Origin of the sequence: Serratia sp. JSRIV002, assembly GCF_019968725.1 — a bacterium.
GTDB classification, from domain to species: Bacteria; Pseudomonadota; Gammaproteobacteria; order Enterobacterales; family Enterobacteriaceae; genus Chania; species Chania fonticola_B.
The window spans coordinates 3,281,610-3,305,173 of record NZ_CP074143.1 but is presented as its reverse complement, the minus strand read 5'-3'; the positions used below and the strand labels follow the sequence as shown (position 1 = coordinate 3,305,173).

The window sequence follows — 23,564 nt, the reverse complement described above, 5'->3', positions numbered from 1 at the left end:
AACCGCGTGACGGGGTTTTTGTCTCCCTATGGGTAAAATTGTTGTTAATTTAATCACATCATTCTGTAGGGCTTGTCTCCGTTTCACACAGGTGTTATTAGTGATTAACCACGGATAGGCAGGTGTTTATTCTCTGAACGGCATTTTTGTTAACTGAATGTTTCTTTTGAGTGGTTTTTTTCATCCGTGAAGAAAAGGTTAAAAATGAAGCTGTTACTTATCCAGTAAAATCATGGTGTTAATCGGTTTTCGGGCAGGTAGGAAGGCTAGGTGTCTGTAGGGCCATGGGATAATAAAAGAGAAATGCTTAACATTTCTGTAAAAATTATTAGCTATGAATTTTTGCTTCTGCTAATTTCCGAGCAACTCGTTGGAAAGAAAAATCTTATCTTTGGCGCGCCAAGTAGGAATGATTTTTGCTGGTATCCGTATATTTAGCCCGCTTGATAACTATTTCACAATTATTGCTTAGCCGTGAAAAGGAGCCTGTAGTATGCCGCAAACCACGAAGCATCAACCGTTGGCCGTTATCATCGCCGCCGTGTTGGGGATGAGCGCCAGCCAAAACCTGCAGGCCGTTGAGGTTCCGGCCGGGGTGCAATTGGCACCACTGCAGCGCATGGTGATCAACAACGGTTCAGAAGTCGCTTCATTGGATCCGCATAAGGTCGAAGGAACGCCTGAAAGCAATATTATCCTCAACCTGCTTGAAGGGTTGGTCAGCACCGATGCCAATGGTCATCTGGCCCCTGCAGTGGCGGAAAACTGGGAAAATACCGATTACCAGACGTGGACCTTCCACCTGCGTCCAGGGGCGGTATGGAGTGATGGCTCTCCGGTGACCGCACAGGATTTCGTATACAGCTGGCAGCGGCTGGCGGATCCCAAGACCGGTTCCCCTTATGCCAGCTATCTGCAATACGCCCGAATTGAGAATATTGACGCTATTCTTGCCGGTAAAAAACCGCCTGAATCGCTTGGCGTAAGCGCCATTGATGATAAAACGTTGAGGGTGACGCTCAGCGAGCCGGTGCCCTATTTTGTCAGCATGCTGTCCCATACCTCAATGAAACCGGTGAAACAGTCCGTGGTTGAGAAATTTGGCGATAAGTGGACACTGCCACAAAACTACGTGGGCAACGGGGCATATCGCTTATCCGAGTGGGTCGTCAATGAACACATCATGCTCGAACGCAGCCCGAGCTACTGGAATAACAGCAAGACGGTAATCGAGCAGGCCACGTTCCTGCCGTTGTCTTCAGAAGTCAGCGATATTAACCGCTACCGCAGCGGTGAAATCGATATTACCAATAGTGCCATCCCGCCGAATCTGTATGCCAAAATGAAGCGTGAGATCCCGGAACAGTTGCACGTTAACCCTTACCTGTGCACCTTCTATTACGAGATCAACAATCAGCGTGCGCCGTTTACCGACGAGCGCGTACGTGCGGCAGTCAAGTTGACGCTGGATCGCGACATTATTGCCAACAAGATCATGGGCCAGGGCCAAATCCCGGCCTACAGCTTTACGCCAACCTTTACCGAGGGGGGCAACTTCAGCCAGCCAGAATGGGCTGGGTGGACGCAGGAAAAACGCAACGAAGAAGCGAAGAAACTGCTGGCGCAGGCCGGGTTCACCGCTGAGAAACCGCTCAAGTTTACCTTGTTGTACAACACCTCCGATCAAAATAAACAGCAGGCCATCGCTGCTGCCTCAATGTGGAAGAAGAACCTCGGCGCACAGGTCACATTGCAAAATCAGGAATGGAAAACCTCGCTGCAGAGCCGCCATGAAGGGCAGTTTGATGTGGCTCGTGCCACCTGGTGCGGCGATTACAATGAACCGAGCGCGTTTCTGAATATGCTGCTTTCCAACAGCAGCAATAACACCTTCTTCTATAAAAGCCCGGCGTTCGATGCGCTGATGGCCAGCACCCTGCAAGCACCGGACGCCGCTGCACGAGGGGCGATTTATCAGCAGGCGGAGACCTTGCTGGACAAAGATTCTGCGTTGGTCCCGGTTTATTATCGGGTCAGTGCGCGGCTGGTCAAACCTACGGTTGGCGGTTTCACCGGCAAAGATCCGCAAGACTATATCGATCTGAAAAACTTTTACATCATCAAACAGTAATGAAGGGTGTTACCGGCGGTGATAGCAGCCGGTAATACACAGGAAAGGCAGCGTCGTTTCGTTCCACGACGTCCAGCCAAAGCAACCCCCGGTTAACGGGCAACGCAGCTCCCACGACGGAGTTGTGATAATAAAAACTGGAGTTTAACCACATGACCAACATCACGAAGAAGTCCCTGCTGGCAGCAGGCATTATTGCGGCGCTAGGCTTGACGGTGGCAGGAACTGCTTTTGCGGCCGATGTGCCAGCGGGCGTTCAGCTGGCAGACAAGCAGGAAATCGTCAAGAACAACGGTTCCGAAGTACAATCCCTTGACCCGCACAAGATCGAAGGCGTGCCTGAAAACAACGTCACTCGCGATCTGATTGAAGGTCTGGCAAATAACAGCCTGGACGGTTCAGTGGTGCCGGGTGTCGCAGAAAGCTGGGATAACAAAGATTTTAAAGTGTGGACCTTCCACCTGCGTAAAGACGCCAAATGGTCGAACGGTGAGCCGGTAACGGCACAAGATTTCGTGTATAGCTGGCAGCGTTTGGTTGACCCGAAAACCGCCTCACCTTATGCCAGCTATCTGCAATATGCTCATGTAGAAAACGTGGATGACATCATCGCGGGTAAGAAAGACAAATCGACGTTGGGCGTCAAGGCCATCGACGATCATACCTTCCAGGTAACGCTGACCGAGCCGGTGCCGTATCTGGTAGAAATGACTCCGCACTACGCCATGAAGCCGGTGAATAAAGAAGCGGTAGAGAAGTTTGGTGAGAAGTGGACCTTGCCACAGAACTACGTCAGCAACGGCGCGTACAAGCTGAAAGACTGGGTAGTTAACGAACGTATCGTGCTGGAACGTAACCCGCAATACTGGGATAACGCCAAAACCGTCATTAATAAAGTCACCTTCTTGCCGATCGCGTCAGAAGTCACCGACGTCAACCGCTATCGCACCGGCGAAATCGACATGACCTATAACAACATGCCGATCGAACTGTTCCAGAAGCTGAAGAAAGAGATCCCGAACGAAGTGCACGTCGATCCTTACCTGTGTACTTATTACTACGAAATCAACAACCAGAAAGCCCCGTTCACCGATGCTCGCGTACGTGAAGCGCTGAAGCTGGGGATGGATCGCGATATCATCGTCAACAAGGTGAAGAACCAGGGCGACCTGCCAGCTTACAGCTTTACTCCTCCTTACACCGATGGTGCCAAGTTGACCCCGCCAGAATGGTTTGGCTGGACGCAGGAAAAGCGTAACGAAGAAGCCAAGAAGCTGCTGGCCGAAGCCGGTTATGGCCCTGGTAAACCGCTGACCTTCTCACTGTTGTACAACACCTCCGATCTGCACAAGAAACTGGCCATTGCCGCTGCGTCTATCTGGAAGAAAAACCTGGGCGTGGACGTGAAGTTGGTGAACCAGGAGTGGAAAACCTTCCTGGATACACGCCATCAGGGCACCTATGACGTGTCACGTGCTGGCTGGTGTGCGGACTACAACGAACCAAGCTCCTTCCTGAACATGATGCTGTCCGACAGCAGCAGTAACACCCCGCACTATAAGAGCGCAGAATTCGACAAGCTGATGGGCAACGTCTTGACGGCGAAAACCAAAGAAGAGCGTGCCGATCTGTATCAGAAAGCCGAAGTTCAGCTGGATAAAGACTCTGCCATCGTTCCGCTTTATTACTATGTGAATGCTCGCCTGGTGAAACCTTACGTGGGTGGTTACTCAGGCAAAGATCCACTGGATAACGTTTACGACAAAAACCTGTACATCATCAAACATTGATGCGGCAAGGGCTGGCGGCACAGGTCGCCGGCCCATTTCAAGACAATAAGCCGTTATCAGGCTGAAGCACAGGGCTAGGGCAATGCTTAAATTTATCTTTCGTCGCCTGTTAGAGGCGATCCCGACACTATTTATACTTATTACCATCTCTTTCTTTATGATGCGCCTCGCACCCGGCAGCCCGTTTACCGGTGAGCGTGCGCTGCCACCCGAAGTGTTGGCCAACATTGAAGCCAAATATCACCTTAACGATCCGATCTGGAAACAATACGGACACTATTTGGTGCAGCTGTCGCAGGGCGATTTTGGCCCTTCATTCAAATACAAAGATTATTCGGTTAATGACCTGGTCAAGGCTTCGTTTCCCGTTTCAGCCAAACTGGGTTTTGCCGCTTTTGTTCTGGCGGTGGTGCTGGGGGTGAGCGCTGGGGTTATTGCCGCGTTGAATCAGAATACCAAGTGGGACTATACGGTGATGGGGTTCGCCATGACCGGTGTGGTGATCCCCAGCTTTGTCGTGGCCCCTTTACTGGTGCTGATTTTCGCCATTACCTTGAAGTGGTTGCCCGGTGGAGGCTGGAACGGTGGGGCGCTGAAGTTCATGATCCTGCCGATGGTGGCGCTGTCTTTGGCCTATATCGCCAGCATCGCGCGTATCACCCGTGGCTCGATGATTGAGGTGCTGCACTCCAACTTTATCCGTACCGCCCGTGCCAAAGGTTTGCCGATGCGCCGCATCATTCTGCGTCACGCATTAAAACCCGCGCTGCTGCCGGTGCTGTCGTATATGGGGCCAGCGTTTGTTGGGATTATCACCGGTTCGATGGTGATTGAGACTATTTACGGCCTGCCAGGAATTGGTCAACTGTTCGTTAACGGTGCATTGAACCGTGACTATTCGCTGGTGTTGAGCCTGACCATTCTGGTCGGCGGCTTGACCATCCTGTTTAACGCGATCGTCGACGTGCTATATGCCGTGATCGATCCGAAAATCCGTTACTAAGCTGGAGCACGCAAGATGTTGACGAAAAAGAACAGCGAAGCTCTGGAAAACTTCAGCGAACAGCTGGAAGTTGAAGGGCGCAGTCTTTGGCAGGACGCTCGCCGCCGCTTTATGCACAACCGTGCGGCGGTGACCAGCCTGTTTGTGTTAGCGCTGATCACCCTGTTTGTGATCTGTGCCCCCTGGCTGTCGCAGTTTGCTTATGATGACACCGATTGGGCCATGATGTCTGCCGCGCCTAACCTGGAGTCCGGGCACTATTTCGGTACCGATTCCTCAGGGCGTGACCTGCTGGTGCGCGTGGCCATTGGTGGGCGTATCTCGCTGATGGTGGGGGTTGCTGCGGCGCTGGTGGCCGTGGTATTGGGCACCTTGTACGGTTCACTTTCTGGCTATCTGGGCGGCAAGACCGACTCGGTGATGATGCGTTTGCTGGAGATCCTGAACTCCTTCCCGTTTATGTTCTTTGTGATCCTGCTGGTGACCTTCTTTGGGCAAAACATCCTGCTGATCTTTGTGGCGATCGGCATGGTGTCGTGGCTGGATATGGCGCGTATTGTGCGCGGGCAGACGCTCAGCCTGAAACGTAAAGAGTTTATCGAAGCAGCGCTGGTGTGCGGCGTATCGACTCGCAATATCGTCCTGCGGCATATCGTGCCAAATGTACTGGGCGTGGTGGTGGTATACGCCTCGCTGCTGGTGCCGAGCATGATCCTGTTTGAATCCTTCCTCAGCTTCCTGGGGCTAGGTACTCAGGAGCCGTTGAGCAGTTGGGGCGCATTGTTGAGCGATGGCGCCAACTCAATGGAAGTATCACCGTGGTTGCTGCTGTTCCCAGCCTGTTTCCTGGTTATCACTCTGTTTTGTTTCAACTTTATCGGCGATGGCCTGCGTGATGCCCTCGACCCGAAAGATCGTTAAGGAGTGCAACCATGAGCATTAATTCTCAACCACAAGACGGACTGCTGCTGGACGTCAAAGATCTGCGTGTGACGTTCGGTACGCCAGACGGCGATGTTACCGCGGTGAACGATCTCAATTTCGATCTGCGCGCGGGTGAAACCCTGGGCATCGTCGGGGAGTCGGGTTCCGGCAAGTCACAGACGGCATTTGCGTTGATGGGCCTGCTGGCCAGCAATGGCCGCATCGGTGGCTCGGCAAAATTCAACGGCCGTGAAATTCTCAACCTGCCAGAAAGCCAGCTCAACAAGCTGCGGGCCGAAGAGATCTCGATGATCTTCCAGGACCCGATGACTTCATTGAACCCTTATATGCGGGTTGGTGAGCAGCTGATGGAAGTGCTGATGCTGCATAAAAAAATGAGCAAAAGCGAGGCGTTTGAAGAATCGGTACGCATGCTGGATGCGGTCAAAATGCCGGAAGCCCGTAAGCGTATGCGGATGTATCCGCATGAGTTCTCCGGCGGGATGCGCCAGCGCGTGATGATCGCCATGGCGTTACTGTGTCGGCCAAAACTGCTGATTGCCGATGAGCCAACCACCGCGCTGGACGTTACCGTGCAGGCACAGATCATGACGCTGCTTAACGAACTGAAGCGTGAGTTCAATACGGCGATCATCATGATCACCCATGATTTGGGCGTGGTTGCCGGGATCTGTAACAAGGTTTTGGTGATGTATGCTGGCCGCACCATGGAATACGGTAGCGCCCGCGATGTGTTTTATCATCCGAGCCACCCATATTCTATCGGGCTGCTTAACGCGGTGCCGCGTCTGGATGCTGAAGGTGAAGCGTTGATGACCATCCCCGGTAATCCGCCGAACCTGCTGCGTTTGCCGAAAGGCTGTCCGTTCCAGCCGCGTTGTCCGCATGCGATGGAGCAGTGCGCGAGTGCTCCGCCATTGGAGCAGTTTGGTGAGGGGCGCCTGCGCGCCTGTTTCAAGCCGGTGGAGGCGTTGGTATGACCGCAACCGATAAAAGAGTGCTGCTGGAAGTCGCAGACCTGAAAGTTCACTTCGATATTCATGATGACAAGCAGTGGTTCTGGCAGGCACCGAAAACCCTGAAGGCGGTTGACGGTGTCACCGTGCGCCTGTTTGAAGGCGAAACGCTAGGGGTGGTAGGGGAGTCAGGCTGCGGTAAATCCACCTTCGCACGGGCAATTATCGGCCTGGTGAAGGCGACCAGTGGCCGCGTTGCCTGGTTGGGCAAAGATCTGCTGGGCATGAGCGATGCCGACTGGCGCAAGACGCGCAGCGATATTCAGATGATTTTCCAGGATCCGTTGGCCTCGCTGAACCCGCGTATGACCATCGGTGAGATCATCGCCGAACCGCTGCGTACCTATAATCCGAAAATGCCGCGTCAGGAAGTGAAGGATAAGGTCAAAGCGATGATGTTGAAGGTGGGCCTGCTGCCGAACCTGATCAACCGTTATCCGCATGAATTCTCCGGCGGGCAGTGCCAGCGTATTGGCATCGCCCGCGCCTTGATCCTAGAGCCGAAACTGGTGATTTGTGATGAGCCGGTCTCCGCCCTGGACGTGTCTATCCAGGCACAGGTGGTGAATCTGCTGCAGCAGTTGCAGCGTGAGATGGGGTTATCGCTAATCTTTATCGCCCACGATCTGGCGGTGGTTAAACACATTTCCGATCGGGTGCTGGTGATGTATCTGGGCCATGCGGTGGAGTTGGGAACCTATGATGAGGTCTATCATAACCCGCAGCATCCTTACACCAAGGCACTGATGTCGGCGGTTCCGGTGCCGGATCCTGACAAGGAGAAGGAAAAGCAGATCCAACTGCTGGAAGGGGAACTGCCATCACCGATCAATCCGCCTTCGGGCTGTGTGTTCCGCACCCGTTGTCCGATTGCCGGGCCGGAGTGCGCTAAAACTCGCCCATTGCTGGAAGGCAGCTTCCGTCATGCGGTATCGTGCTTGAAAGTCGATCCGTTGTAATGTATTGATTAATAATAAAAAACCTGCCATTTGGCAGGTTTTTTTGTACCGTTCACCGGCTTATTCTTTCCACAAAATGTGGCACAGCTTGTTATCTTTCTCGCGGCAGATCAGCACGCGGGCAAAGACATCGTTGATAGGCTCGCCATCGCTGTCCGCCAGGCCGATCACCACCTCGGCAAAGAAGTCCGGATTCAGATCGTAATCCACGTGTTCCTGCCAGTCTTCTGCCGGATCGTACAGCTCGGCACCGCCGCGCTCTTCAAACTGTAAATTGAACAGCAGAATATCCGCGGGATCCAGATTGTCGCCTGCCAGCTCAAGGAAGATGTCGTAGGCTTGTTCCAGCGTTTCATCTTCGGTAAGGCGATTATTCAAGTCCATATAAAAATCCTGATAACAAATGATTTGAGGCTATTAAACCATGCTCGTTGCCGCTTTTACAGCAACGGGCTGAAAAAGTAAAACAGGCGTTCGACCAGACGGTGCCAGTACGGGCGCTTCAACCATTGCTCGGCATCCAGCAGCTGCGAGCGGGCGATGTAATCATCTTGCACACAGGCCAGATCGGCACCAAAGCCGCTGTCGTCAATCACCAGGGTGATCTCAAAGTTCAGCCACAGGCTGCGCATATCCAGATTGACCGTGCCGACCAGGCTGAGCTGGCCATCGACCAACACGCTCTTGGTGTGCAACAGCCCGCCTTCAAACTGATAAATCTTCACGCCCGCTTCCAGCAGCTCTGAGAAGAAGGCACGGCTGGCCCAGCGCACCATCATTGAATCGTTGTCGCGTGGAACGATAATGCTGACGTCAACGCCACGCAGCGCAGCCGTGCAGATGGCATGCAGCAGATCGTCGCTTGGTACCAGGTAGGGAGTGGTCATGATCAACTGCTCACGCGCGGAATAGACCGCCGTCAACAGCGCCTGATGGATCATCTCTTCCGGGAATCCCGGGCCAGAGGCAATAACCTGGATGGTGTGGCCGCTTTCCTGCTCAAACGGCATGATATTCACGTCTGGTGGCGGTGGCAAAATGCGTTTGCCGGTCTCAATCTCCCAGTCACAGGCGTAAACGATACCCATCGTGGTTGCCACCGGGCCTTCCATGCGTGCCATCAGGTCGATCCATTGACCAACCCCGGCATCTTGCTTGAAGAAGCGTGGATCGACCATATTCATACTGCCGGTGTAGGCGATGTAATTGTCGATCAGCACCACTTTGCGATGTTGCCTCAGGTCCATACGCCGCAGGAATACGCGGAACAGGTTCACCTTGAGTGACTCAACCACCTCAATACCGGCGTTACGCATCATGCTGGGATAAGGGCTGCGGAAGAACTGTACGCTGCCAGCCGAGTCCAGCATCAAACGGCAATGTACGCCACGGCGTGCGGCGGCCATCAATGATTCGGCGACCTGATCGACCAGCCCACCTGGCTGCCAGATGTAAAACACCATCTCGATATTATGGCGTGCCAGTTCGATATCCCGCACCAGGGCATTCATCGTTGAATCGGTGGTCGTCAGCAACTGTAGCTGGTTGCCTTTGACGCCATCAATCCCTTGGCGGTGGTGGCAAAGCTGGAACAGCGGGCGGGCCACTTCACTGTACTCGGTAGCAAAAATCCGGCTGCTTCCTTTAAGCTCATTCAGCCAGCGAGCGGTTGAGGGCCACATGGCTTTGGCTCTCTCTGCGCGGCGCTTGCCCAGGTGCAGTTCGCCAAAGGATAAATAAGCGACGATACCGACCAAGGGCAGAATATAGATCACCAGCAGCCAGGCCATGGCCGAAGGCACGGTGCGTCGTTTCATCAGAATACGCAATGTGACCCCGGCGATAAGCAGCCAGTAGCCAAACACCAAAAGCCAACTAATTACGGTATAAAAGGTTGTCATAAAGGCAAAAATTTCCGTTGGTAAGCCACCAATAATGAGTGTACGCACAGAACAACAAAGGTGAAACCTTTTCTCGGTAGTTAAGTTACATAAAAATGATTGACCAAAGGAACTTGCTGAAAATAAAAACCGTACTTTTTGTCGTCTCTGATAGAGCTAATGTGGTGAAAGGGCGACTTGGATCGTACGTTGAAAGGGATATAATGCCCGCGGTTGGCATTGATGGGTAACGTAAAATGAGACGCAGTAGAAATGAAGTGGGCCGCTGGAGGATGTTACGGCAGAGCCAGCGGCGCAGGCACCGTTGGTTAGAGCGCCAGTCGTGCAGTAATCGGCATATCATTCGTGTTCGCCGTCGTTTGGACGATCAACACCGCAGAGCCTTATTGTTCGTTGTGGCTTACGAGTGGTAAAACAAGAACAGCCCGTTATGGGCTGTTCTGCTATTGGCTGGACCTGGGTTATTTACCCAGATAGGCGTTCAACATCCACACCTGTTTTTCCTGCTCTTTGATGTAATCGCTCATCAGCGAAGAGGTACCCTCGTCACCGGCCTCTGCGGCCAGCGTCAGCAGTTCGCGCTGCTGTTGCAACAAAATGGCGTAACCTTCCAGCAAGCCGCGCAGGGTGCCTTTATCGTCGGTGACATTGGTGTCTTCCTTGATATCCGCCGTTTTCAGATAGTCACTGAAGGCGTGGCGAGGCTGTGAACCCAGAGTCAGAATACGCTCTGCCAGTTCATCCACCTTGGTCAGCAGGTCATTGTAGGTTTCTTCAAACTTGACGTGCAGTTCAAAGAAGTGCGGGCCGGAAATATTCCAATGGTAGCCGCGCACGTTCATGTACAGCACCTGGTAGTTAGCCAGTAGGGCGTTCAGTGCTTCAGAGAGTTTTGCTGATTGTTTGGTGTCCAGGCCGATATGAGTCTTGGTCGCTTTCTTTGCCGTTGCCATAATAATCTTCTCCTGATTATTTGTTTCGATTATCTAGATTGATATCCATACAAAACAGGTTAACCGCATCTATCATAAGGTTAAAGTTGCTACTAAGCATCAATTCAATCGTTCAAACCAATTTACCCGTCATCTTTCAAGCTGCTTACATTCATCAATTGGCTAATCGGGTAGGGGCGCTGCATGCTGCGCCCACTTAACCTCATCGATTAAATTACACCTGCGCCCTTTTGCGCAAAGCAAATTTTAGCACACCGGCGCTCAGGCTGGTGAGCAATGCGGCGGCGATCAGCACGGCAATAAAGGCCTGATCAAAGGCGCCTCTAGCCAGCTGGATCAGCCTTTCTGCGCTGTCTGCGCCCATATTTCCGGCTAACCGTAGCGCCTCATCAATGCTGTCATATGCGAGATCGCCTGCAGGAAGATTGGCAGGCAATATCAGGCTGTGACTATAGACCGCCGTCATCAACCCGCCCAGCAGCGTGACGCCTAACACGCCACCCAACTCCCACGAGACGTCTTCAATGGCGGCGACCATGCCCGCCTTGTCTTCCGGGGCGTTGAGCATAATGGCCGTTGAGGCGGCTGTGATGGCACCGCCGAGGCCAAAGCCCACCACAAACAGGCAGACCAACTGCATAATGACGTTGCCTTGATACCACAGCGCGACACCCGCAATGCCTAAGGCGGTGAGAATAAAGCCGCCAACCAACATGGAGCGCTCGCCATAACGCGGTAGCAAGGCCCCAGCCAACGGGCCAGCCAGAGCCGAGGCTACCGGAATGGGTAAAATAAACAACGCGGCCAGCAGCGGCGTCATGCCTAGCACCAACTGTAACCGCTGGCTTAACACCAGCTCGACCCCTATCAGCGCGATCATTGAAACGATCGCCACACCGACACCGCTGGCAAACAGCCGATTGCGGAACAGTGAGAAATCGATCATGGGGTATTGCGACCGCTGCTGACGGCGGACAAACAGCGTCAGGAACAGCGTACCGAGCGCCGCCGCAATGGCGAAGTCACTCAGGGAGAACGCGGGTTTGCTCAGCTCTTTCAGCGCATAGATCGACGCCACCAGGCCGAACATGATCTGTAGCGAACTGATAAAGTCGCAGGGGCGTTGACTGTCTCCACCGCAACGAGGGATCAGATAGACCGCCAGCGGCAGAACCAGCATCACCACCGGCACGTTGATCAGAAATACCGAGCCCCACCAGAAATAGGACAGCAGAACGCCGCCTACCACCGGGCCAAGTGCGGCGGCGCCGGAGGCCACGGCGGCCCAGATGCCAATCGCCAGCGCACGTTCACGCTCATCGGTAAAGACGTGGCGCACAATGGATAGCGTGGCTGGCATCATCATCGCAGCCCCGATGGCCAGGAAAGCCCGTGACGCAATGAGCAGCTCGGCACTGGGGGAGAACGCGGCGCACAGTGAGGCCAAGGCAAAGACCGGCAAACCGGCGATAAACATTTTCTTGTGGCCAAGACGGTCGCTTAACATGCCAGCGCCGGGCAGCAGGCCAGCAACCACCAACGGGTAGGCGTTAACGATCCACAGCTTTTGTGAGGCTGTGGCATCCAATGCCTGGGTCAGGCGCGGCAACGCGGTGTAAAGCACCGTCATATCGGTAATGATTAAAAATAGCGCACTGGAGATCATTGCCAGGATCAGCCAGCGGTTTTGGGCGTGCATAAAGAGTATCCTAGTAAACCGATGACGCGGCTGCGTCACCTTACGGTAACCACCCGGTAGTACCGGTGGTATACTGCTATAATATAAATCCATACGTACGTATTGAAAAGGGGCTTTCTCAATGGGGCGTCAACGGAGTATCGATCGTGACAAGGTGCTGGATACCGCAGAAGAGATTGTGGCGACCCAAGGTGCGGCAGGGTTGACCATCGATTCGGTGGCTAAAGCCATGGGGATCTCCAAGGGGGGAGTGCAATATTGCTTTGGTAGCAAAGATGCGCTCATCGATGCGATGTTTGACCGTTGGGGTAAGGTTTATGAGCAGGTTTTTGACGATATTGCGGGCAGCGATCCGGACCCATTAACCATTGTCCAGGCGCATATGCAGGCTACCCGCAGTTCCGATCAGGCTTCCAGCGCCAAGGCGGCCGGGTTGATGGCGACGTTAATTCAGACGCCAGAACACCTGGACAGTACGCGAGAATGGTATCGCAGCCGCATAGCAGGTTTGGATCTGACTACCGAGGCGGGGAGAAAGGCGCGATTGGCCTTCCTGGCCACCGAGGGAGCCTTCATGCTGCGCTTCTTCGGCTTTATGGATATCACTCAGCAGGAATGGGAAGCGATGTTTACCGATCTGCAAAAGTGGGTTCTTAACGATACGGCTCGCAATGGTTGACCTATTGCAGTGATAGATGGCGGTCACCTCGCTCGGCGAGTATGTTTAGCGAATAAAGATATTCCCTCGAAGAACCCACTTTTAGCCAGCCACCTCCGTGCTGGCTTTTTTTTGCTTAAAATACCTGCTTGAAGGGCTAAACATCTGTTTTACCTGCATTCCCTCCTATTATCCTATCATTACCCTTTATGCCTTGTTGTGTAAGGCATGAGCGGACTTTTAAACTCCTTAAGCACCCAATTCTTTACCCTTGTTTTATCCTCAAGGCCCGAATTTTGTGTACACTGATGTGTACATAATATCGCGGCGGGTCCCCTATGCTAACCGACACCAAACTTAGAAAGGCTTTGGGCAAGAAAAGAGACACTATTGAAGTAATTGCCGATGCGCATGGGCTTAATGCGCGGATCAGCCAGGCGGGCAAAGTTACGTTCTTCTACCGGTACCGGTGGTTATCTAAGCCGGTGCAGATCACTGTGGGTGAATACCCGCAGATGACAATAGCCCAAGCGCGTGAGCGACGCCAGGTGATGCGCAGTTGGCTCACCGAAGGCTATGACCCCCGCGAAAAAGTGAAGCTGGAACGGCTCTCCCGAAGCGACTCACCAACTGTGGATAACGCGTTTGATTACTGGATTGAGAAATACTGTAAGGCTAACAACTCCGTAAAAATCGATTATTACCAGTTGGTGTATGCAAAGCACGTTCAGCCCAAACTGGGCAATCTCCGGATCGAGGCCACCGGCCGCATGCACTGGCTTGAAGTACTGGACGGGATAGAGAGCAGTGTAATGGCCAACTACATGACCTCGTTGTGTAAACGCGCCTTCAAGTTCTGCGTAAACCGTGGGTACATCGAAGCCAACCCGCTGGAAGGCCTGGAACCTAAAGACGTCGGGATTGCCCCATCGCGTCGTAAACGCTACTTATCAGACCGAGAAATGAAACAGGTTTGGAGTTGGCTGGACGACCACATGACGGACGAACCCCGGCTGATGATCAGATTTATGATGCTGACAGGGTGCAGAACGGCAGAGATCAGGTGTGCTAAGTGGGAGTGGTTTGATTTTGAGGACAACACCTGGACAGTGCCGAAAGAGGAATACAAAACTGGTGTGGCTGTTCGGCGTGCGCTACCGGCAGCGGCAAAAGCGCTGTTGCTCGAGCACAAAGAGAAGGTAAACACGCGATATGTCGCAACCTCCCAACGCACCACACCTGGCAAAGAGTTTGATAGACCAGTGAGTAACCAGGTTGCGGCTAACTATGCCAAGTCGATTTTTGAAGGGGCGGGGATGGAACGGTGGAGCATGCACGATTTGCGCCGAACCCTGGCGACTAAACTATCGGAGCAGGGTTGCCCGCCGCACGTGGTCGAGAAAATACTCGGCCACGCTATGGCGGGTGTCATGGCGCATTACAATCTGCATGATTATATGGACGATCAGCGCAAATGGCTGTCTGTGTGGGAGGACTACGTTAAGAAGGTGACAATGTAACTTATTTTTGGCTGCTGGCTTCTTCCCAATCCATCACAACGGAAAGACGCCATCGGTTTGGTACACCAGGGATGGTGGGCGCCGGAAAGGGCAGCTTAAACCCCTTTGGCATTTTCTCTGGGTCACGCCACTTCCATAACGTTTTCTCTGATATTTTATAGCGGGCCAGAACGTCCCGCGTAAAGATAATTGGATTCTCGCCCATCACATGCCTCTCTTCTTCATTGCCTCGAGCAGGATGTCCTGCACTTCACGTTTAGATTCCCGCCGTTCCATCACCATCTCGTCGATCGTGTCGGTAGCGATTATGTGGTGTATCCACACCGGCCGGTTGTGGCCCGCTTGTATTTGCCGGGTTGGGCCGATGCGCTCAATAATTTGCTGGTACTGCTCCAGATCCCACCAATGGGAGAAGAACACCAAAATGTTGCCACCATCCTGTAGATTCAGGCCGTGGCCTGCACTGGCGGGGTGGGCGAACAACACCGGGATCTTGCCCGCGTTCCAGTCGCGTATTGTCTGCGGGTCCTGGTCAAGGTGGCGGCCTTTCGGGAACGCCTTCAACAGTCTGGCCAGGTCGCTTTTGAAGTGGTAAGCAACCAGCACCGGCATACCGCCGGATTCGTTCAGAATGCTGTCGAGCGCCTGTAGCTTCCCGTCGTGTATTTCCTGCCAATTCCCTACATCATCTGTGTAGATAGCACCGCTGGCGATCTGCAAACACTTCACTGTTTTGGCCGCCGCGTTCAGCGCTTCGATATCGTTGCCGTCCAGCTCCAGGAACATTTCCTTTTCCATGCCGTCATACTGCTGGCGAGCCTTGGGCGGCAGGTCAACGCGGATCACGTTGTGGATAGGCTTTTCAATGTCGAACCAGTCGGCAGCGTCCAGGGAGATTGTCACGTCGGCCAACGCCGTCTGCATCTGTTCTTGTGCGTGCGGCCACGGCTCCAGCTTTGACCATTGTTGACCAGGGAACTGAATGCTGTTGAACCAGCGCGAAGTAAACGCACCGAACGTGCGCCCCAGCCGATCTCCACGGTCAACGAACCAGGCTTGCCCCCAGAGATCGATAAGGCCGTTCGGCGCTGGCGTACCGGTAAGATTTACCCAGCGGTGTATGTGCTTGTGCGCCACCTTTGCCAGTGCCGCAGCGCGCTTACCGCCTTGGCGTAACCGGAATGACTTCAACCGAGTACTTTCGTCAGCTATCACAGTGCCGAAGGGCCAGCGGTCGCCGAGTTGCTCAACCAACCACACCAGGTTGTCGTAATTGGTCGTGTACACGCTCGCGTTGCCGTTCTGCAATGCGGCCAACCGCTCTTTGACTGTGCCGACGATAGGCTGCATTTCGATATTGCGTAGATGGCCCCATTTGTCGGCTTCATCCGGCCAGGTGGAACGCGCCACGCGTAGGGGGGCCAGCACCAGCACCGGTTGTGTCTCTTCACCGGCGCAGAACAGCGCCTCTAGGCTGCTGAGCGTGCCCACCGTCTTGCCCATACCCATACCCGCCCAGACGTTAGAGCGGGGGATCTGCAGTGAATGGTCAATAATGAGATTTTGGTAAGGGCGGGGGGTGAAAACTTTACGGATTGGTGTCATATTTGCGCCCCTTAATTATAAATATTTAAGGGTGATGGGATGCTATCTCTGTATTGTGGTAAGGCTACGCAAGCTTGGTGGGAGTCGCAGTTAGTGGGTACGGTTTCAGGTCTGGTTTTAGGCATTGTGGGTACCTGTCTTACTCAGTACTTGGCGCATAGATATACAACGAAATTAGAAGCAAACAGGGCTAGGCTACTGTTTGTTAACAGCTATTTCATTAAAGACATCCTAGGATTTATTGACAAGGAGGTTTATAACTTCCAACAGATACATGCTAAGTACTACGAGTTAAAAGAGGGGGAAGAGCTCGAGGATGATTTAAGCCATCGGCAACAGGCTGCCGCCGTTCTTTCCTCAATAGCTATGTTCAGGGATAAAAAACTTAGCGATAACTTTAATGCACTTTTAGAGCAGAGAAATAAAGTTATGACTTCGCACATAGTAAATGTGCACCTTAAAGGGGCCGATAAACTGGGCCCAGCTCAACTGATGGCAACAGTGGAAGAGGGTATCCAACTGGCAGCGTCGCTAAAGATTCGTATATCAGAGCTTTGTTCCTTAGAAAGCAAGTGACGGCCGCTATTTGTTGGCCCACTCTGCAATCGCGATCAGCGTCAGCCCAAATGCGCCTAGCCAGAAGCTGGCGCAGAATGCAAAAACGGCGCACCAGATGGCACGCCGCGACCAGTTCAACAGGTTTAAACTCTTCACAATATTCCCTCCAGATCCTTACTATCCAACACCACCACTTTGAAGCCCAGAGCGCGCAGCCGGTTGTGTTCACGCACCTGATCAGCGCGGGGTAGTTCGCCAGGAGCTTTGCATTCAACAAAAACTACTCGACCACCGGGGAGTAACACAAGGCGATCAGGAACCGCTTTACGCCCTGGTGACGTGAATTTGTATGCGGTGCCGCCAGCGGCCTTAACTTTCTTCACCAGGTTGTTTTCAACGGTACTTTCGCGGATGTAGGTCACATTTACCCCCCGCAACTGCACAGGCCAAACATGGCTAGAGATATAGGTGAAGGATCTTCTGGGTGAGAAATGCTGTCAGTGTGATAGAGAGCTTTGCGGTAAATCACTAAATACTCGCCATCCCCGTAGACTCTGTGCAATCTCCCCGTGCGGACAGATAGGCGTGTACTTCGCGAGCTAAAGGTTTTTATGGTGAAGTCACATTTTTCGCCAACCTTAATTTTTTTCGGTTCACCTGCGTAGCCGTTGCATTTTTCGCAGCGTTGCATAGCTTTTAGTCCTTACGATAGTGATAAGCCTCGAACCCGCCAGCGTTGAGCGGTAGGCCATCGGCCCATGCGGGGTTAGTCGCGAGCAGGGTGCTCAGAGCCTCGTGGGAATAGTTGGGGGTGTCTGGCGCTTCGGTGATCACCTCATCGTGCACTGTGAGAACGATGTCATAACCGGCGTTCTCTACGCGGGGCATATTACCGGCCAGCACATCACGGGCGCCCGCCTGGGTAACGTTTTCCGCCAGTTTCCCTCCGTAGGTTTTGAGTCGCTGCCATTTACGCGAATACGGGTTAACACCCATGTAGGTGATCTTGCCGTCAACGATGGCCGCGCCCGGGTAGCAGACAACGCGCCCGGATGGCAACGCAATTCGCAACCAGGAACCATCCTTGCGCACTTTCAGACGGCGACAGTTGAACTGCTTACCCGGTTGCATGATCGCCCGGCGGACAGCGTTTTCTATGTCAGACCAGAACGACACTGTTTCGGGGTGCGCGTTGCGCCACAGCCGCTTTAACGAATCGCAGCAGATAAACACACGCTCGGACAGGCCGTAGGTTTTCCGCTGCCGAACTGATGCACGCCACCAACTTTGTGCCTCGTGCTGAATGGCGATCGGGATGTTAGGCAGCGCGGCATCGGCCAGATCTTCTAAATCCAACCCGTAGACCAGGGCGAACGTCACGAAGGCCGCGACACCACCGCCAAAACCGAGGCCCAGCTCCATCACCTTGCCGATCTGGCGCATGGCCTTATCGACATCTTCAGGCGACATGTTGAAAGCGCGGGCGTAGGCCAGCTTGTAGAGGTCGTGGCCCTCGCGTTTGAAGTCTTTGCCGTCTTCCTCTAGGATCCGATTACCGTCAGCGTCGAGAATGAACGTGTCGTAATTGCGGAACGCCTGCAGCTTCCATTCCTCACCGGCGAGCCAGACGAGGAACCGGCCTTCAATGTTCGACAGGTCACTGACAACCAGCTTTTTGCCCTCGGGCGCTTTGATGCAACCACGCAGCGCGGAGCTGGTTAGCTCCATGATATCGAACAGGAGATCGGCAACGCCAAGTTTAAGCGCCTCGATACCTTGGTCGATTTGTTCCTGCTTCATCGTAGGACGAGGCAGGTTTTGCGGTTGGAATAAGCGCCCGGCCCAGCGGCCCGTCCTGCTAGCGCCGCAGAACTGCAATGTTCCCCGCAGGCGGCCGTCGCTACTGACACCCTTCATCAGCGCCTTGTACTTGCTGGTGCTGGTTGTGCAGGATGCCAGGCGGATGGTCAGCAGTTCGCGAAGTGGTTCGGGCAGGTCAGGATCGCTGATGCGTCGCTCGAGTGTGCTTTTTTGCATGTCTGGCAGATCCACGCCAAAGGCTGCGAGGATGTGCTTTAGCATGGCGTCGCGCTGCGTTGCCGCTTGCACTTCGCCATCGGTCATGTCCTGCGTACGTTTTGCCAATAGCTTTTGTTCGTCACCTACAGCAATGATCGCGGCTTCGGCCAGGTCGATGTCCATGCAAACACCGCGATCGTTGATACGCTGATCCCGGTGCCAAAGGGCCAATTCATCGCCTTTATAGTTCCACTCCGGCAGTAATGCATCGACAGCCCGCATGGCATGGATATCTAACCCGGCGTATTCAACAAACCGTTGCCATTCAGCCGGGTGTGTTTTGCGGGTTGCGCGGCGCAGCTTGCTGTTCTTTGGCCGTGGTTTGCAGAAAAGCTGGATCAGTTGCTTACCGGCCTTGTCTTTTGCCTGGTCGGTATCGACTTTCAGTACTTCACACAGGGAGCCCAGCGCCCCTGGGAGCCCGTGCGCCAGCGCCTTAACCATCGTGTCACGCCAGCGCTCAACACCCCCTGCAACAATCCCAGGTAGTTGGCGCTGTAGCGCATGGCGCAGCATAGTACGGTCAAAGTGACTGTTATGCGCGTAAATCAGCACGTTCTCATCGCCGAGGGCAGTGAGCAGCAGAGCTGGAAGGTTCTGGTCTTCGGTGAAGTCGTGAACGCTTACAGAGCCGTCGTCAATCGCCCAGGCAAACAGCATTATCTCGACGCCTTCAGCGTAGGCGTGGGTGCCGTTCTTGATAGGGGTCTCGCAGAAGATTTCGAGGTCGAGCCAGAGTTTTTGCATTGGGTAGGGGCCTCATATTAGTGCTTTGGGCAGCAGGCGATCGCCCACTCTCCAAAGCACCCGGCGCTAGGCCGGGTGAGGGGGTTACTTAACTTGGATGAAAGGAGTGCCTGCGCCGCTGGTCATGTACTGCGGCAGTGTGCCGTTCCATTTGCCAATGGCTTCCAGTTGCAGCACTTCGGGGTTTTTGCGAAGGGCTTCGGCACGTAGCGAGATTGCATCGGCCTCTGCTTTGGCTTTCACGGTGATGGCTTCGGCTTCTGCCTTGGCGCGCAGAACGTTGGAGTCAGCCTCCCCACGCGCGGCCTCTATGGTTTTCTGCGCTTCAGCCTTGGTCTGGGCGATCTCGTTCTCACGCAGCAGGGTTTTCTGCGTGGCTTCGATCTTGGCGTTGATGGAGTCGGTAACCTGTTGCGGATACTTTAGGTCATCGGTCCAACTGAGTTTCACTATCACAATGCCGATCGGATCCAGCTTGGTTTTTACGGCCTTGGTCACGTTATCCAATAGCGTGGTGCGGCCTTCGCCAGCCAGGGTGCCGATGTCCATTGCGCCAGAGTCTTTGATCAGCGCATCTGCAATGTTCTGCCGGATGTTTACGCTGGTGATCTCTTCAACCCCTTTGCGATAGGTTTGGAACACCTTCGACACTTTAGATTGGTCGACGTAATACTCCACGCCTACTTTGGCCGAAACACTCATCGAGTCTTTGGTCTGGAAGTTGAAAGGCTGCTCATAAACGTGCAGCTGGTTGAAGGTCGGAAACTGGTAAATCTCTTCGTTCCACGTCAGCCAATATTTACCGACGCCAACCTCTTGCTGCTGAACACCCTTGGTGTCGCCGTATAAATCAACCTTTACACCAACGTAACCAGCGGGGACCGTGGCGCGTTCGCAACCGGTTAATGCAATCGCAGACAGTGCCAAGACGCACGCCATAATGATTTTCTTCATCGCTTCAATTTCCTTGTGATGGGCAGATATAAAAGCCGATAGGCCAGATAGATAATGACAACCGGGAATGCTGACCCCAGCAAAAAGCCAAACAGCACAGCGGGGGTAAAACTTGCTGATATCAAGGCAGGTACCACGTAGCCGTAAACAGCTGTGAAGATTGCCAGGATCAGCAATACCGAAAAATACAGTCGCATGTGGAGAACTCCGCCCCCGACGCGCGGCCAGGGGAGTGGGTTAAACGAAATCTTCTGCGGTGGTGCCTTCGCTGATGTCGTCGAAGTCTTCTTCGGAGGCCACGCCGCCACCTGCAAACGCATCGCCATCGCGTAGGAACTGGACGCCGCCCAGGGAAGCGTTGATGCGTTTGCCGAAGTTGTTGTCCTGCGCCCAGACGTCAATCACTGCGTTAACGTAGCAACCGGCATAAGGGCGGCCGTCGGCCTGTACCAGCACCGAGTTGTCACGGTCAACCACACGCGGGCGCGCTTTGTTGGAGGCGGACACGAATTTGTTACCGGGGTAGCCTTCGTATTCGGCCTTTTCATCACCATCGTGAAGGCAAATTTTCAGAGTAGAGCGCAGCGTCTTCATTACCGCATCGGCTTTCGCTCCCCATTTTTCCTTGGCCACCGCCTCGATGGCCTTTTCCAGTTCAGCGACCGCTGGGTGGTTAGGCTCGAAGATGAATGCTGCGGAGAAACGTGGGTCACCCTCACCGTTAACGGCTTTAGGTTCGAACAGAGCAGGGAAAGCCAGACGGACGTTGTTTAATTTCACTTTCATAGGGTCACCTCTTAGATAAATTCAGCAGCTGCCTCGGCGGCATCTACGTCGTCAAAGTCGTTTTCGTGATTGATGATCAGCGCGGGGCGCGGATCGGATTCTGGAGCGACGGCGGGTTTGCCATCTGCGCGGGTGATGAGGGCTTCTACCTTCGGCCAGCGGCGAGGGCTGGCTTTCTTGATAAGCTTTTCTGCCTTGGTTGGGCTGATCAGCTTGAAGTCGAAAACCTCCTCGTTTTTGTAGCGGAACTGGTCTTTCAGAAGCGCTTTGGCTCCCTCTTCGTCCTTCCACGCCCGGTTGCCTAACTTGCCTTCCACTAACTTGAACCCAGGGACCGGATGACCTGCGTTCAGTTCGCTACTGGCTCTGGCGCGCACCGCTTTACACCAGTCCTCGATAAAGTCGAGCTGGCTGTAGACTTCGGCCAGGTGGGAGTTATCGCAGACGGCGATCCGCTCTCTCGCGCCTGAGATTTGCGGTGCGATTGGTCGGTCAAGATCGACAAAATCATCGGCGACAGTGTTCAGGTGGTATTGCTCGGCCGCCTTGCAGAAGCCTTTGGCTTTACACCACCGGCATTGCTTCTCACCAGGGTTAAACACATCGGCCGGCAGGGTGTCGACGCCTTCACATTCAGCAATGGCCGCAACGGTAATTGCTGCGGCAGCTGCTTCACGCGCTTGCTCACCGAACGCTCGCAGATCGTCAACACTGACTGCCCACTCAGATTCGTGGTTGAGGCGTGGCTGATGGATGAAAACGCTGACGGTGTCGAAGTCCTGCAACGCGCCGAACTGCTCCAGCGCGCCGAGGGCATACAGTTGCAACTGCTTGTTGTTCTCCGCATCCACCTTCACGCCGCGCCCAAACTTCAGGTCGTGAACCTGCAACTCGGTGCCTGCGATGATGACGGCGTCAGCGGTACCGAACTGGTCAGGAACGCCAACGACATCGGAGAAATCAACGCGCTGCTCAACCAGCAGATCGTTGCCTTCGGCCAGAGCCCAAACGGTATCAACATACCGCTGGACGCCTTCGGCCATATCTTCGGTGACCTGCGGGCCTGGGTCAGTTGCTGACAGATGCGAAAGGGGGTAGGTGCCAATGTAGTCGGCAGCCCGCTGGCCGCCCACCATTTCGGTACCGTTATCCTTGTGCGTTTCGGTCAGGTAAGGGTTAAGGCGGTTGCGAAGAACACATTCCGCCAGGGCGTGGGCGGCGGTGCCTTCGAGGGCGAATTCTGAGCCCTCATCGACCAGCCCGGCTTCGAGCGCCAGGCTACCGCTGCAGTTCATCCACTTTTCAGCTCCCGATGGAGAGAGCCTTGCGTGTTGATCAGGCATTGCTACGCCTCCAGTGATTCGGCCAACTGCTCCAGCGCTGCCACAACATCCGGCAGTTTATCGTCGGGGCATTCGGTCAGTTTTTTCAGGCCAAACAGGTCGAGGGTTTTGCGCAGGTCGGCGGGTGCTTTCGCGGCGATCTTCTGAAGGATTAACTGCTTTCCTTTAGCATGCAGCGCAGCCACATCGATGGTGCCTTCGACGACGGTAGATTTCTCTTCGGCCTTCTTAGGAGCCTTCGGTTTGACCTTGGCGCGCTTATCGACAGGGGTGTTCAACAGCAGGGTGGCGTATTCGCGGCGCTCGGTGATGCCTGGCAGCGCATCCCAGTGCTCTACCATCTGCAACGCCAGTTCGAACACGCCAGCGCCGTGCAGCTTGGCCGCCAGGTCAACGCCTTTCAGCGCCATTGTCAGCGCCATTGTCAGCGCGTCTACCTGCTCGTTGCGTTCTTTACCGGTTGCGGTATTCGCAACATGTTCTGCGGCGGCAAGCTGTTCAAAGGTTGGTGTGCGACCTGCTTCGCCTTCCAGCACGGCCAGCGCGATGGCGTTCGGCAGCGGCAGTTCTTCGAGGGTGATCGGCTTGGTGGTGGCTTTGTGGGCCTCTTCCTGCAGTTGCAAGTATTCCACCTTGGTGATTTCGGTGTAGCCCTTTTCGATATGCGCTGCCAACGTGGATTCGCTATCAACAATGCACGGCGGGCCATCCTCCAGGCGGATATAGAACGGCCCCTTACGGGTTTTGGTTTCACCAGTTGCCGCTTTGCCAACGGTTGAGCCTTCGGCCTTTGGTTGGTGCGGGGTGTCGGCAGAGAAGGCTTTGCCGCTGGTCATGGCCGCCAGTAATTGGGTGAGCAGTGTGTTCTGCTCGGCGACCAGTTTGTTGTTTAATTCAAGATTTGATTCCAGGCTCAT

The 23,564-nt window shown here is 54.2% G+C and carries 23 protein-coding genes; 10 read left to right on the top strand and 13 right to left on the bottom strand.

What is annotated here, in order from left to right; genetic code table 11:
- The first annotated feature begins 493 nt into the window (after positions 1–493).
- The 6 genes from KGP26_RS15525 (at position 494) to oppF (ending at position 7,844) form a co-directional block, all read left to right on the top strand.
- Complete coding sequence (locus KGP26_RS15525) at positions 494–2,131, top strand: ABC transporter substrate-binding protein (RefSeq protein ID WP_223499883.1); 1,638 nt, start codon at positions 494–496, stop codon at positions 2,129–2,131.
- 152 nt (positions 2,132–2,283) lie between these two features.
- A complete protein-coding gene (gene oppA / locus KGP26_RS15520; protein ID WP_094981329.1) occupies positions 2,284–3,921 on the top strand; it encodes an oligopeptide ABC transporter substrate-binding protein OppA in 1,638 nt (545 codons plus the stop codon).
- Positions 3,922–4,003: 82 nt separating this feature from the next.
- Positions 4,004–4,924, top strand: coding sequence for an oligopeptide ABC transporter permease OppB (oppB, locus tag KGP26_RS15515; protein WP_021181231.1), 921 nt, complete (start codon positions 4,004–4,006; stop codon positions 4,922–4,924).
- A gap of 15 nt (positions 4,925–4,939) precedes the next feature.
- Positions 4,940–5,845, top strand: a complete 906-nt coding sequence (gene oppC / locus KGP26_RS15510; RefSeq protein WP_021181232.1) for an oligopeptide ABC transporter permease OppC — start codon at positions 4,940–4,942, stop codon at positions 5,843–5,845.
- A gap of 11 nt (positions 5,846–5,856) precedes the next feature.
- Positions 5,857–6,849 (top strand): ABC transporter ATP-binding protein, encoded by a 993-nt coding sequence (locus KGP26_RS15505; RefSeq protein WP_021806595.1) that lies wholly within the window; start codon positions 5,857–5,859, stop codon positions 6,847–6,849.
- The gene (gene oppF / locus KGP26_RS15500; protein WP_021181234.1) at positions 6,846–7,844 is read left to right on the top strand and encodes a murein tripeptide/oligopeptide ABC transporter ATP binding protein OppF; all 999 of its coding nucleotides are present in this window, start codon (positions 6,846–6,848) and stop codon (positions 7,842–7,844) included. Before KGP26_RS15505 ends, oppF begins: the two co-directional genes overlap by 4 nt.
- A 60-nt stretch (positions 7,845–7,904) precedes the next feature.
- Here oppF and KGP26_RS15495 read toward each other — a convergent pair whose 3' ends face one another.
- Positions 7,905–8,228: an HI1450 family dsDNA-mimic protein gene (locus tag KGP26_RS15495; RefSeq protein WP_021181235.1), complete on the bottom strand. Its 324-nt coding sequence runs from the start codon at positions 8,226–8,228 to the stop codon at positions 7,905–7,907.
- Positions 8,229–8,284: 56 nt separating this feature from the next.
- Positions 8,285–9,745 (bottom strand): cardiolipin synthase, encoded by a 1,461-nt coding sequence (gene cls, locus KGP26_RS15490; protein WP_021806594.1) that lies wholly within the window; start codon positions 9,743–9,745, stop codon positions 8,285–8,287.
- Positions 9,746–9,981: 236 nt separating this feature from the next.
- On the opposite strand from cls, the gene KGP26_RS15485 reads away from it, so the two are divergent.
- Positions 9,982–10,158 (top strand): YciY family protein, encoded by a 177-nt coding sequence (locus tag KGP26_RS15485; RefSeq protein WP_004945296.1) that lies wholly within the window; start codon positions 9,982–9,984, stop codon positions 10,156–10,158.
- A 48-nt stretch (positions 10,159–10,206) separates the two neighbouring features.
- Here the strand turns inward: KGP26_RS15485 and KGP26_RS15480 are convergent, their stop codons facing one another.
- Positions 10,207–10,698: a Dps family protein gene (locus KGP26_RS15480; protein ID WP_021181236.1), complete on the bottom strand. Its 492-nt coding sequence runs from the start codon at positions 10,696–10,698 to the stop codon at positions 10,207–10,209.
- A gap of 214 nt (positions 10,699–10,912) precedes the next feature.
- Entirely contained in the window at positions 10,913–12,397 is a 1,485-nt protein-coding gene (locus tag KGP26_RS15475) for an MFS transporter (protein WP_021806593.1), read from the bottom strand.
- 121 nt (positions 12,398–12,518) lie between these two features.
- On the opposite strand from KGP26_RS15475, the gene KGP26_RS15470 reads away from it, so the two are divergent.
- Together KGP26_RS15470 and KGP26_RS15465 are read left to right on the top strand one after the other, a co-directional pair.
- Positions 12,519–13,076 carry a TetR/AcrR family transcriptional regulator gene (locus KGP26_RS15470; protein ID WP_021806592.1) on the top strand — a complete coding sequence of 186 codons (558 nt, stop codon included), beginning with the start codon at positions 12,519–12,521 and terminating at the stop codon, positions 13,074–13,076.
- 317 nt (positions 13,077–13,393) lie between these two features.
- Complete coding sequence (locus KGP26_RS15465) at positions 13,394–14,575, top strand: site-specific integrase (RefSeq protein ID WP_223664253.1); 1,182 nt, start codon at positions 13,394–13,396, stop codon at positions 14,573–14,575.
- 1 nt (position 14,576) lies between these two features.
- On the opposite strand, the gene KGP26_RS15460 is transcribed toward KGP26_RS15465, so the two are convergent.
- Together KGP26_RS15460 and KGP26_RS15455 are read right to left on the bottom strand one after the other, a co-directional pair.
- Positions 14,577–14,780 carry an AlpA family transcriptional regulator gene (locus KGP26_RS15460; protein ID WP_223664251.1) on the bottom strand — a complete coding sequence of 68 codons (204 nt, stop codon included), beginning with the start codon at positions 14,778–14,780 and terminating at the stop codon, positions 14,577–14,579.
- A complete protein-coding gene (locus KGP26_RS15455; RefSeq protein WP_371824918.1) occupies positions 14,780–16,180 on the bottom strand; it encodes an SNF2-related protein in 1,401 nt (466 codons plus the stop codon). The genes KGP26_RS15460 and KGP26_RS15455 overlap by 1 nt, the downstream gene beginning before the upstream one ends.
- A 39-nt stretch (positions 16,181–16,219) precedes the next feature.
- Between KGP26_RS15455 and KGP26_RS15450 the strand changes: the two genes are divergently transcribed.
- On the top strand, positions 16,220–16,756 hold the full coding sequence (locus KGP26_RS15450) for a hypothetical protein (protein WP_223664249.1): 537 nt from the start codon (positions 16,220–16,222) through the stop codon (positions 16,754–16,756).
- 6 nt (positions 16,757–16,762) lie between these two features.
- Here the strand turns inward: KGP26_RS15450 and KGP26_RS30315 are convergent, their stop codons facing one another.
- The 7 genes from KGP26_RS30315 to KGP26_RS15420 all read right to left on the bottom strand — a co-directional run bounded on the left by KGP26_RS30315 (position 16,763) and on the right by KGP26_RS15420 (position 23,564).
- Positions 16,763–16,894: a hypothetical protein gene (locus tag KGP26_RS30315; RefSeq protein ID WP_256461524.1), complete on the bottom strand. Its 132-nt coding sequence runs from the start codon at positions 16,892–16,894 to the stop codon at positions 16,763–16,765.
- Complete coding sequence (locus tag KGP26_RS15445) at positions 16,891–17,160, bottom strand: VRR-NUC domain-containing protein (protein WP_223664247.1); 270 nt, start codon at positions 17,158–17,160, stop codon at positions 16,891–16,893. Before KGP26_RS15445 ends, KGP26_RS30315 begins: the two co-directional genes overlap by 4 nt.
- 274 nt (positions 17,161–17,434) lie before the next feature.
- Positions 17,435–19,564, bottom strand: a complete 2,130-nt coding sequence (locus KGP26_RS15440) for a DNA polymerase I (RefSeq protein WP_223664245.1) — start codon at positions 19,562–19,564, stop codon at positions 17,435–17,437.
- Positions 19,565–19,648: 84 nt separating this feature from the next.
- Entirely contained in the window at positions 19,649–20,518 is an 870-nt protein-coding gene (locus KGP26_RS15435) for an SPFH domain-containing protein (protein WP_059200962.1), read from the bottom strand.
- A 237-nt stretch (positions 20,519–20,755) separates the two neighbouring features.
- Positions 20,756–21,304, bottom strand: coding sequence for a DUF2815 family protein (locus KGP26_RS15430; protein WP_223664243.1), 549 nt, complete (start codon positions 21,302–21,304; stop codon positions 20,756–20,758).
- Between the two features lie 11 nt (positions 21,305–21,315).
- Positions 21,316–22,647, bottom strand: a complete 1,332-nt coding sequence (locus tag KGP26_RS15425) for a DUF2800 domain-containing protein (protein ID WP_223664241.1) — start codon at positions 22,645–22,647, stop codon at positions 21,316–21,318.
- 2 nt (positions 22,648–22,649) lie between these two features.
- Positions 22,650–23,564 carry a hypothetical protein gene (locus tag KGP26_RS15420; RefSeq protein WP_223664239.1) on the bottom strand — a complete coding sequence of 305 codons (915 nt, stop codon included), beginning with the start codon at positions 23,562–23,564 and terminating at the stop codon, positions 22,650–22,652.

Coding starts and splice junctions, on each gene's coding strand:
- KGP26_RS15525 (WP_223499883.1), top strand. CDS start 494: ATGCCGCAAACCACGAAGCATCAACCGTTGGCCGTTATCATCGCCGCC.
- KGP26_RS15420 (WP_223664239.1), bottom strand. CDS start 23,564: ATGAGCCTGGAATCAAATCTTGAATTAAACAACAAACTGGTCGCCGAG.
- KGP26_RS15475 (WP_021806593.1), bottom strand. CDS start 12,397: ATGCACGCCCAAAACCGCTGGCTGATCCTGGCAATGATCTCCAGTGCG.
- oppF (WP_021181234.1), top strand. CDS start 6,846: ATGACCGCAACCGATAAAAGAGTGCTGCTGGAAGTCGCAGACCTGAAA.
- KGP26_RS15505 (WP_021806595.1), top strand. CDS start 5,857: ATGAGCATTAATTCTCAACCACAAGACGGACTGCTGCTGGACGTCAAA.
- cls (WP_021806594.1), bottom strand. CDS start 9,745: ATGACAACCTTTTATACCGTAATTAGTTGGCTTTTGGTGTTTGGCTAC.
- oppC (WP_021181232.1), top strand. CDS start 4,940: ATGTTGACGAAAAAGAACAGCGAAGCTCTGGAAAACTTCAGCGAACAG.
- KGP26_RS15455 (WP_371824918.1), bottom strand. CDS start 16,180: ATGACACCAATCCGTAAAGTTTTCACCCCCCGCCCTTACCAAAATCTC.
- KGP26_RS15495 (WP_021181235.1), bottom strand. CDS start 8,228: ATGGACTTGAATAATCGCCTTACCGAAGATGAAACGCTGGAACAAGCC.
- KGP26_RS15425 (WP_223664241.1), bottom strand. CDS start 22,647: ATGCCTGATCAACACGCAAGGCTCTCTCCATCGGGAGCTGAAAAGTGG.
- KGP26_RS15435 (WP_059200962.1), bottom strand. CDS start 20,518: ATGAAGAAAATCATTATGGCGTGCGTCTTGGCACTGTCTGCGATTGCA.
- KGP26_RS15440 (WP_223664245.1), bottom strand. CDS start 19,564: ATGCAAAAACTCTGGCTCGACCTCGAAATCTTCTGCGAGACCCCTATC.
- KGP26_RS15465 (WP_223664253.1), top strand. CDS start 13,394: ATGCTAACCGACACCAAACTTAGAAAGGCTTTGGGCAAGAAAAGAGAC.
- KGP26_RS15460 (WP_223664251.1), bottom strand. CDS start 14,780: ATGGGCGAGAATCCAATTATCTTTACGCGGGACGTTCTGGCCCGCTAT.
- oppA (WP_094981329.1), top strand. CDS start 2,284: ATGACCAACATCACGAAGAAGTCCCTGCTGGCAGCAGGCATTATTGCG.
- KGP26_RS15470 (WP_021806592.1), top strand. CDS start 12,519: ATGGGGCGTCAACGGAGTATCGATCGTGACAAGGTGCTGGATACCGCA.
- oppB (WP_021181231.1), top strand. CDS start 4,004: ATGCTTAAATTTATCTTTCGTCGCCTGTTAGAGGCGATCCCGACACTA.
- KGP26_RS15450 (WP_223664249.1), top strand. CDS start 16,220: ATGCTATCTCTGTATTGTGGTAAGGCTACGCAAGCTTGGTGGGAGTCG.
- KGP26_RS15485 (WP_004945296.1), top strand. CDS start 9,982: ATGAGACGCAGTAGAAATGAAGTGGGCCGCTGGAGGATGTTACGGCAG.
- KGP26_RS15480 (WP_021181236.1), bottom strand. CDS start 10,698: ATGGCAACGGCAAAGAAAGCGACCAAGACTCATATCGGCCTGGACACC.
- KGP26_RS15430 (WP_223664243.1), bottom strand. CDS start 21,304: ATGAAAGTGAAATTAAACAACGTCCGTCTGGCTTTCCCTGCTCTGTTC.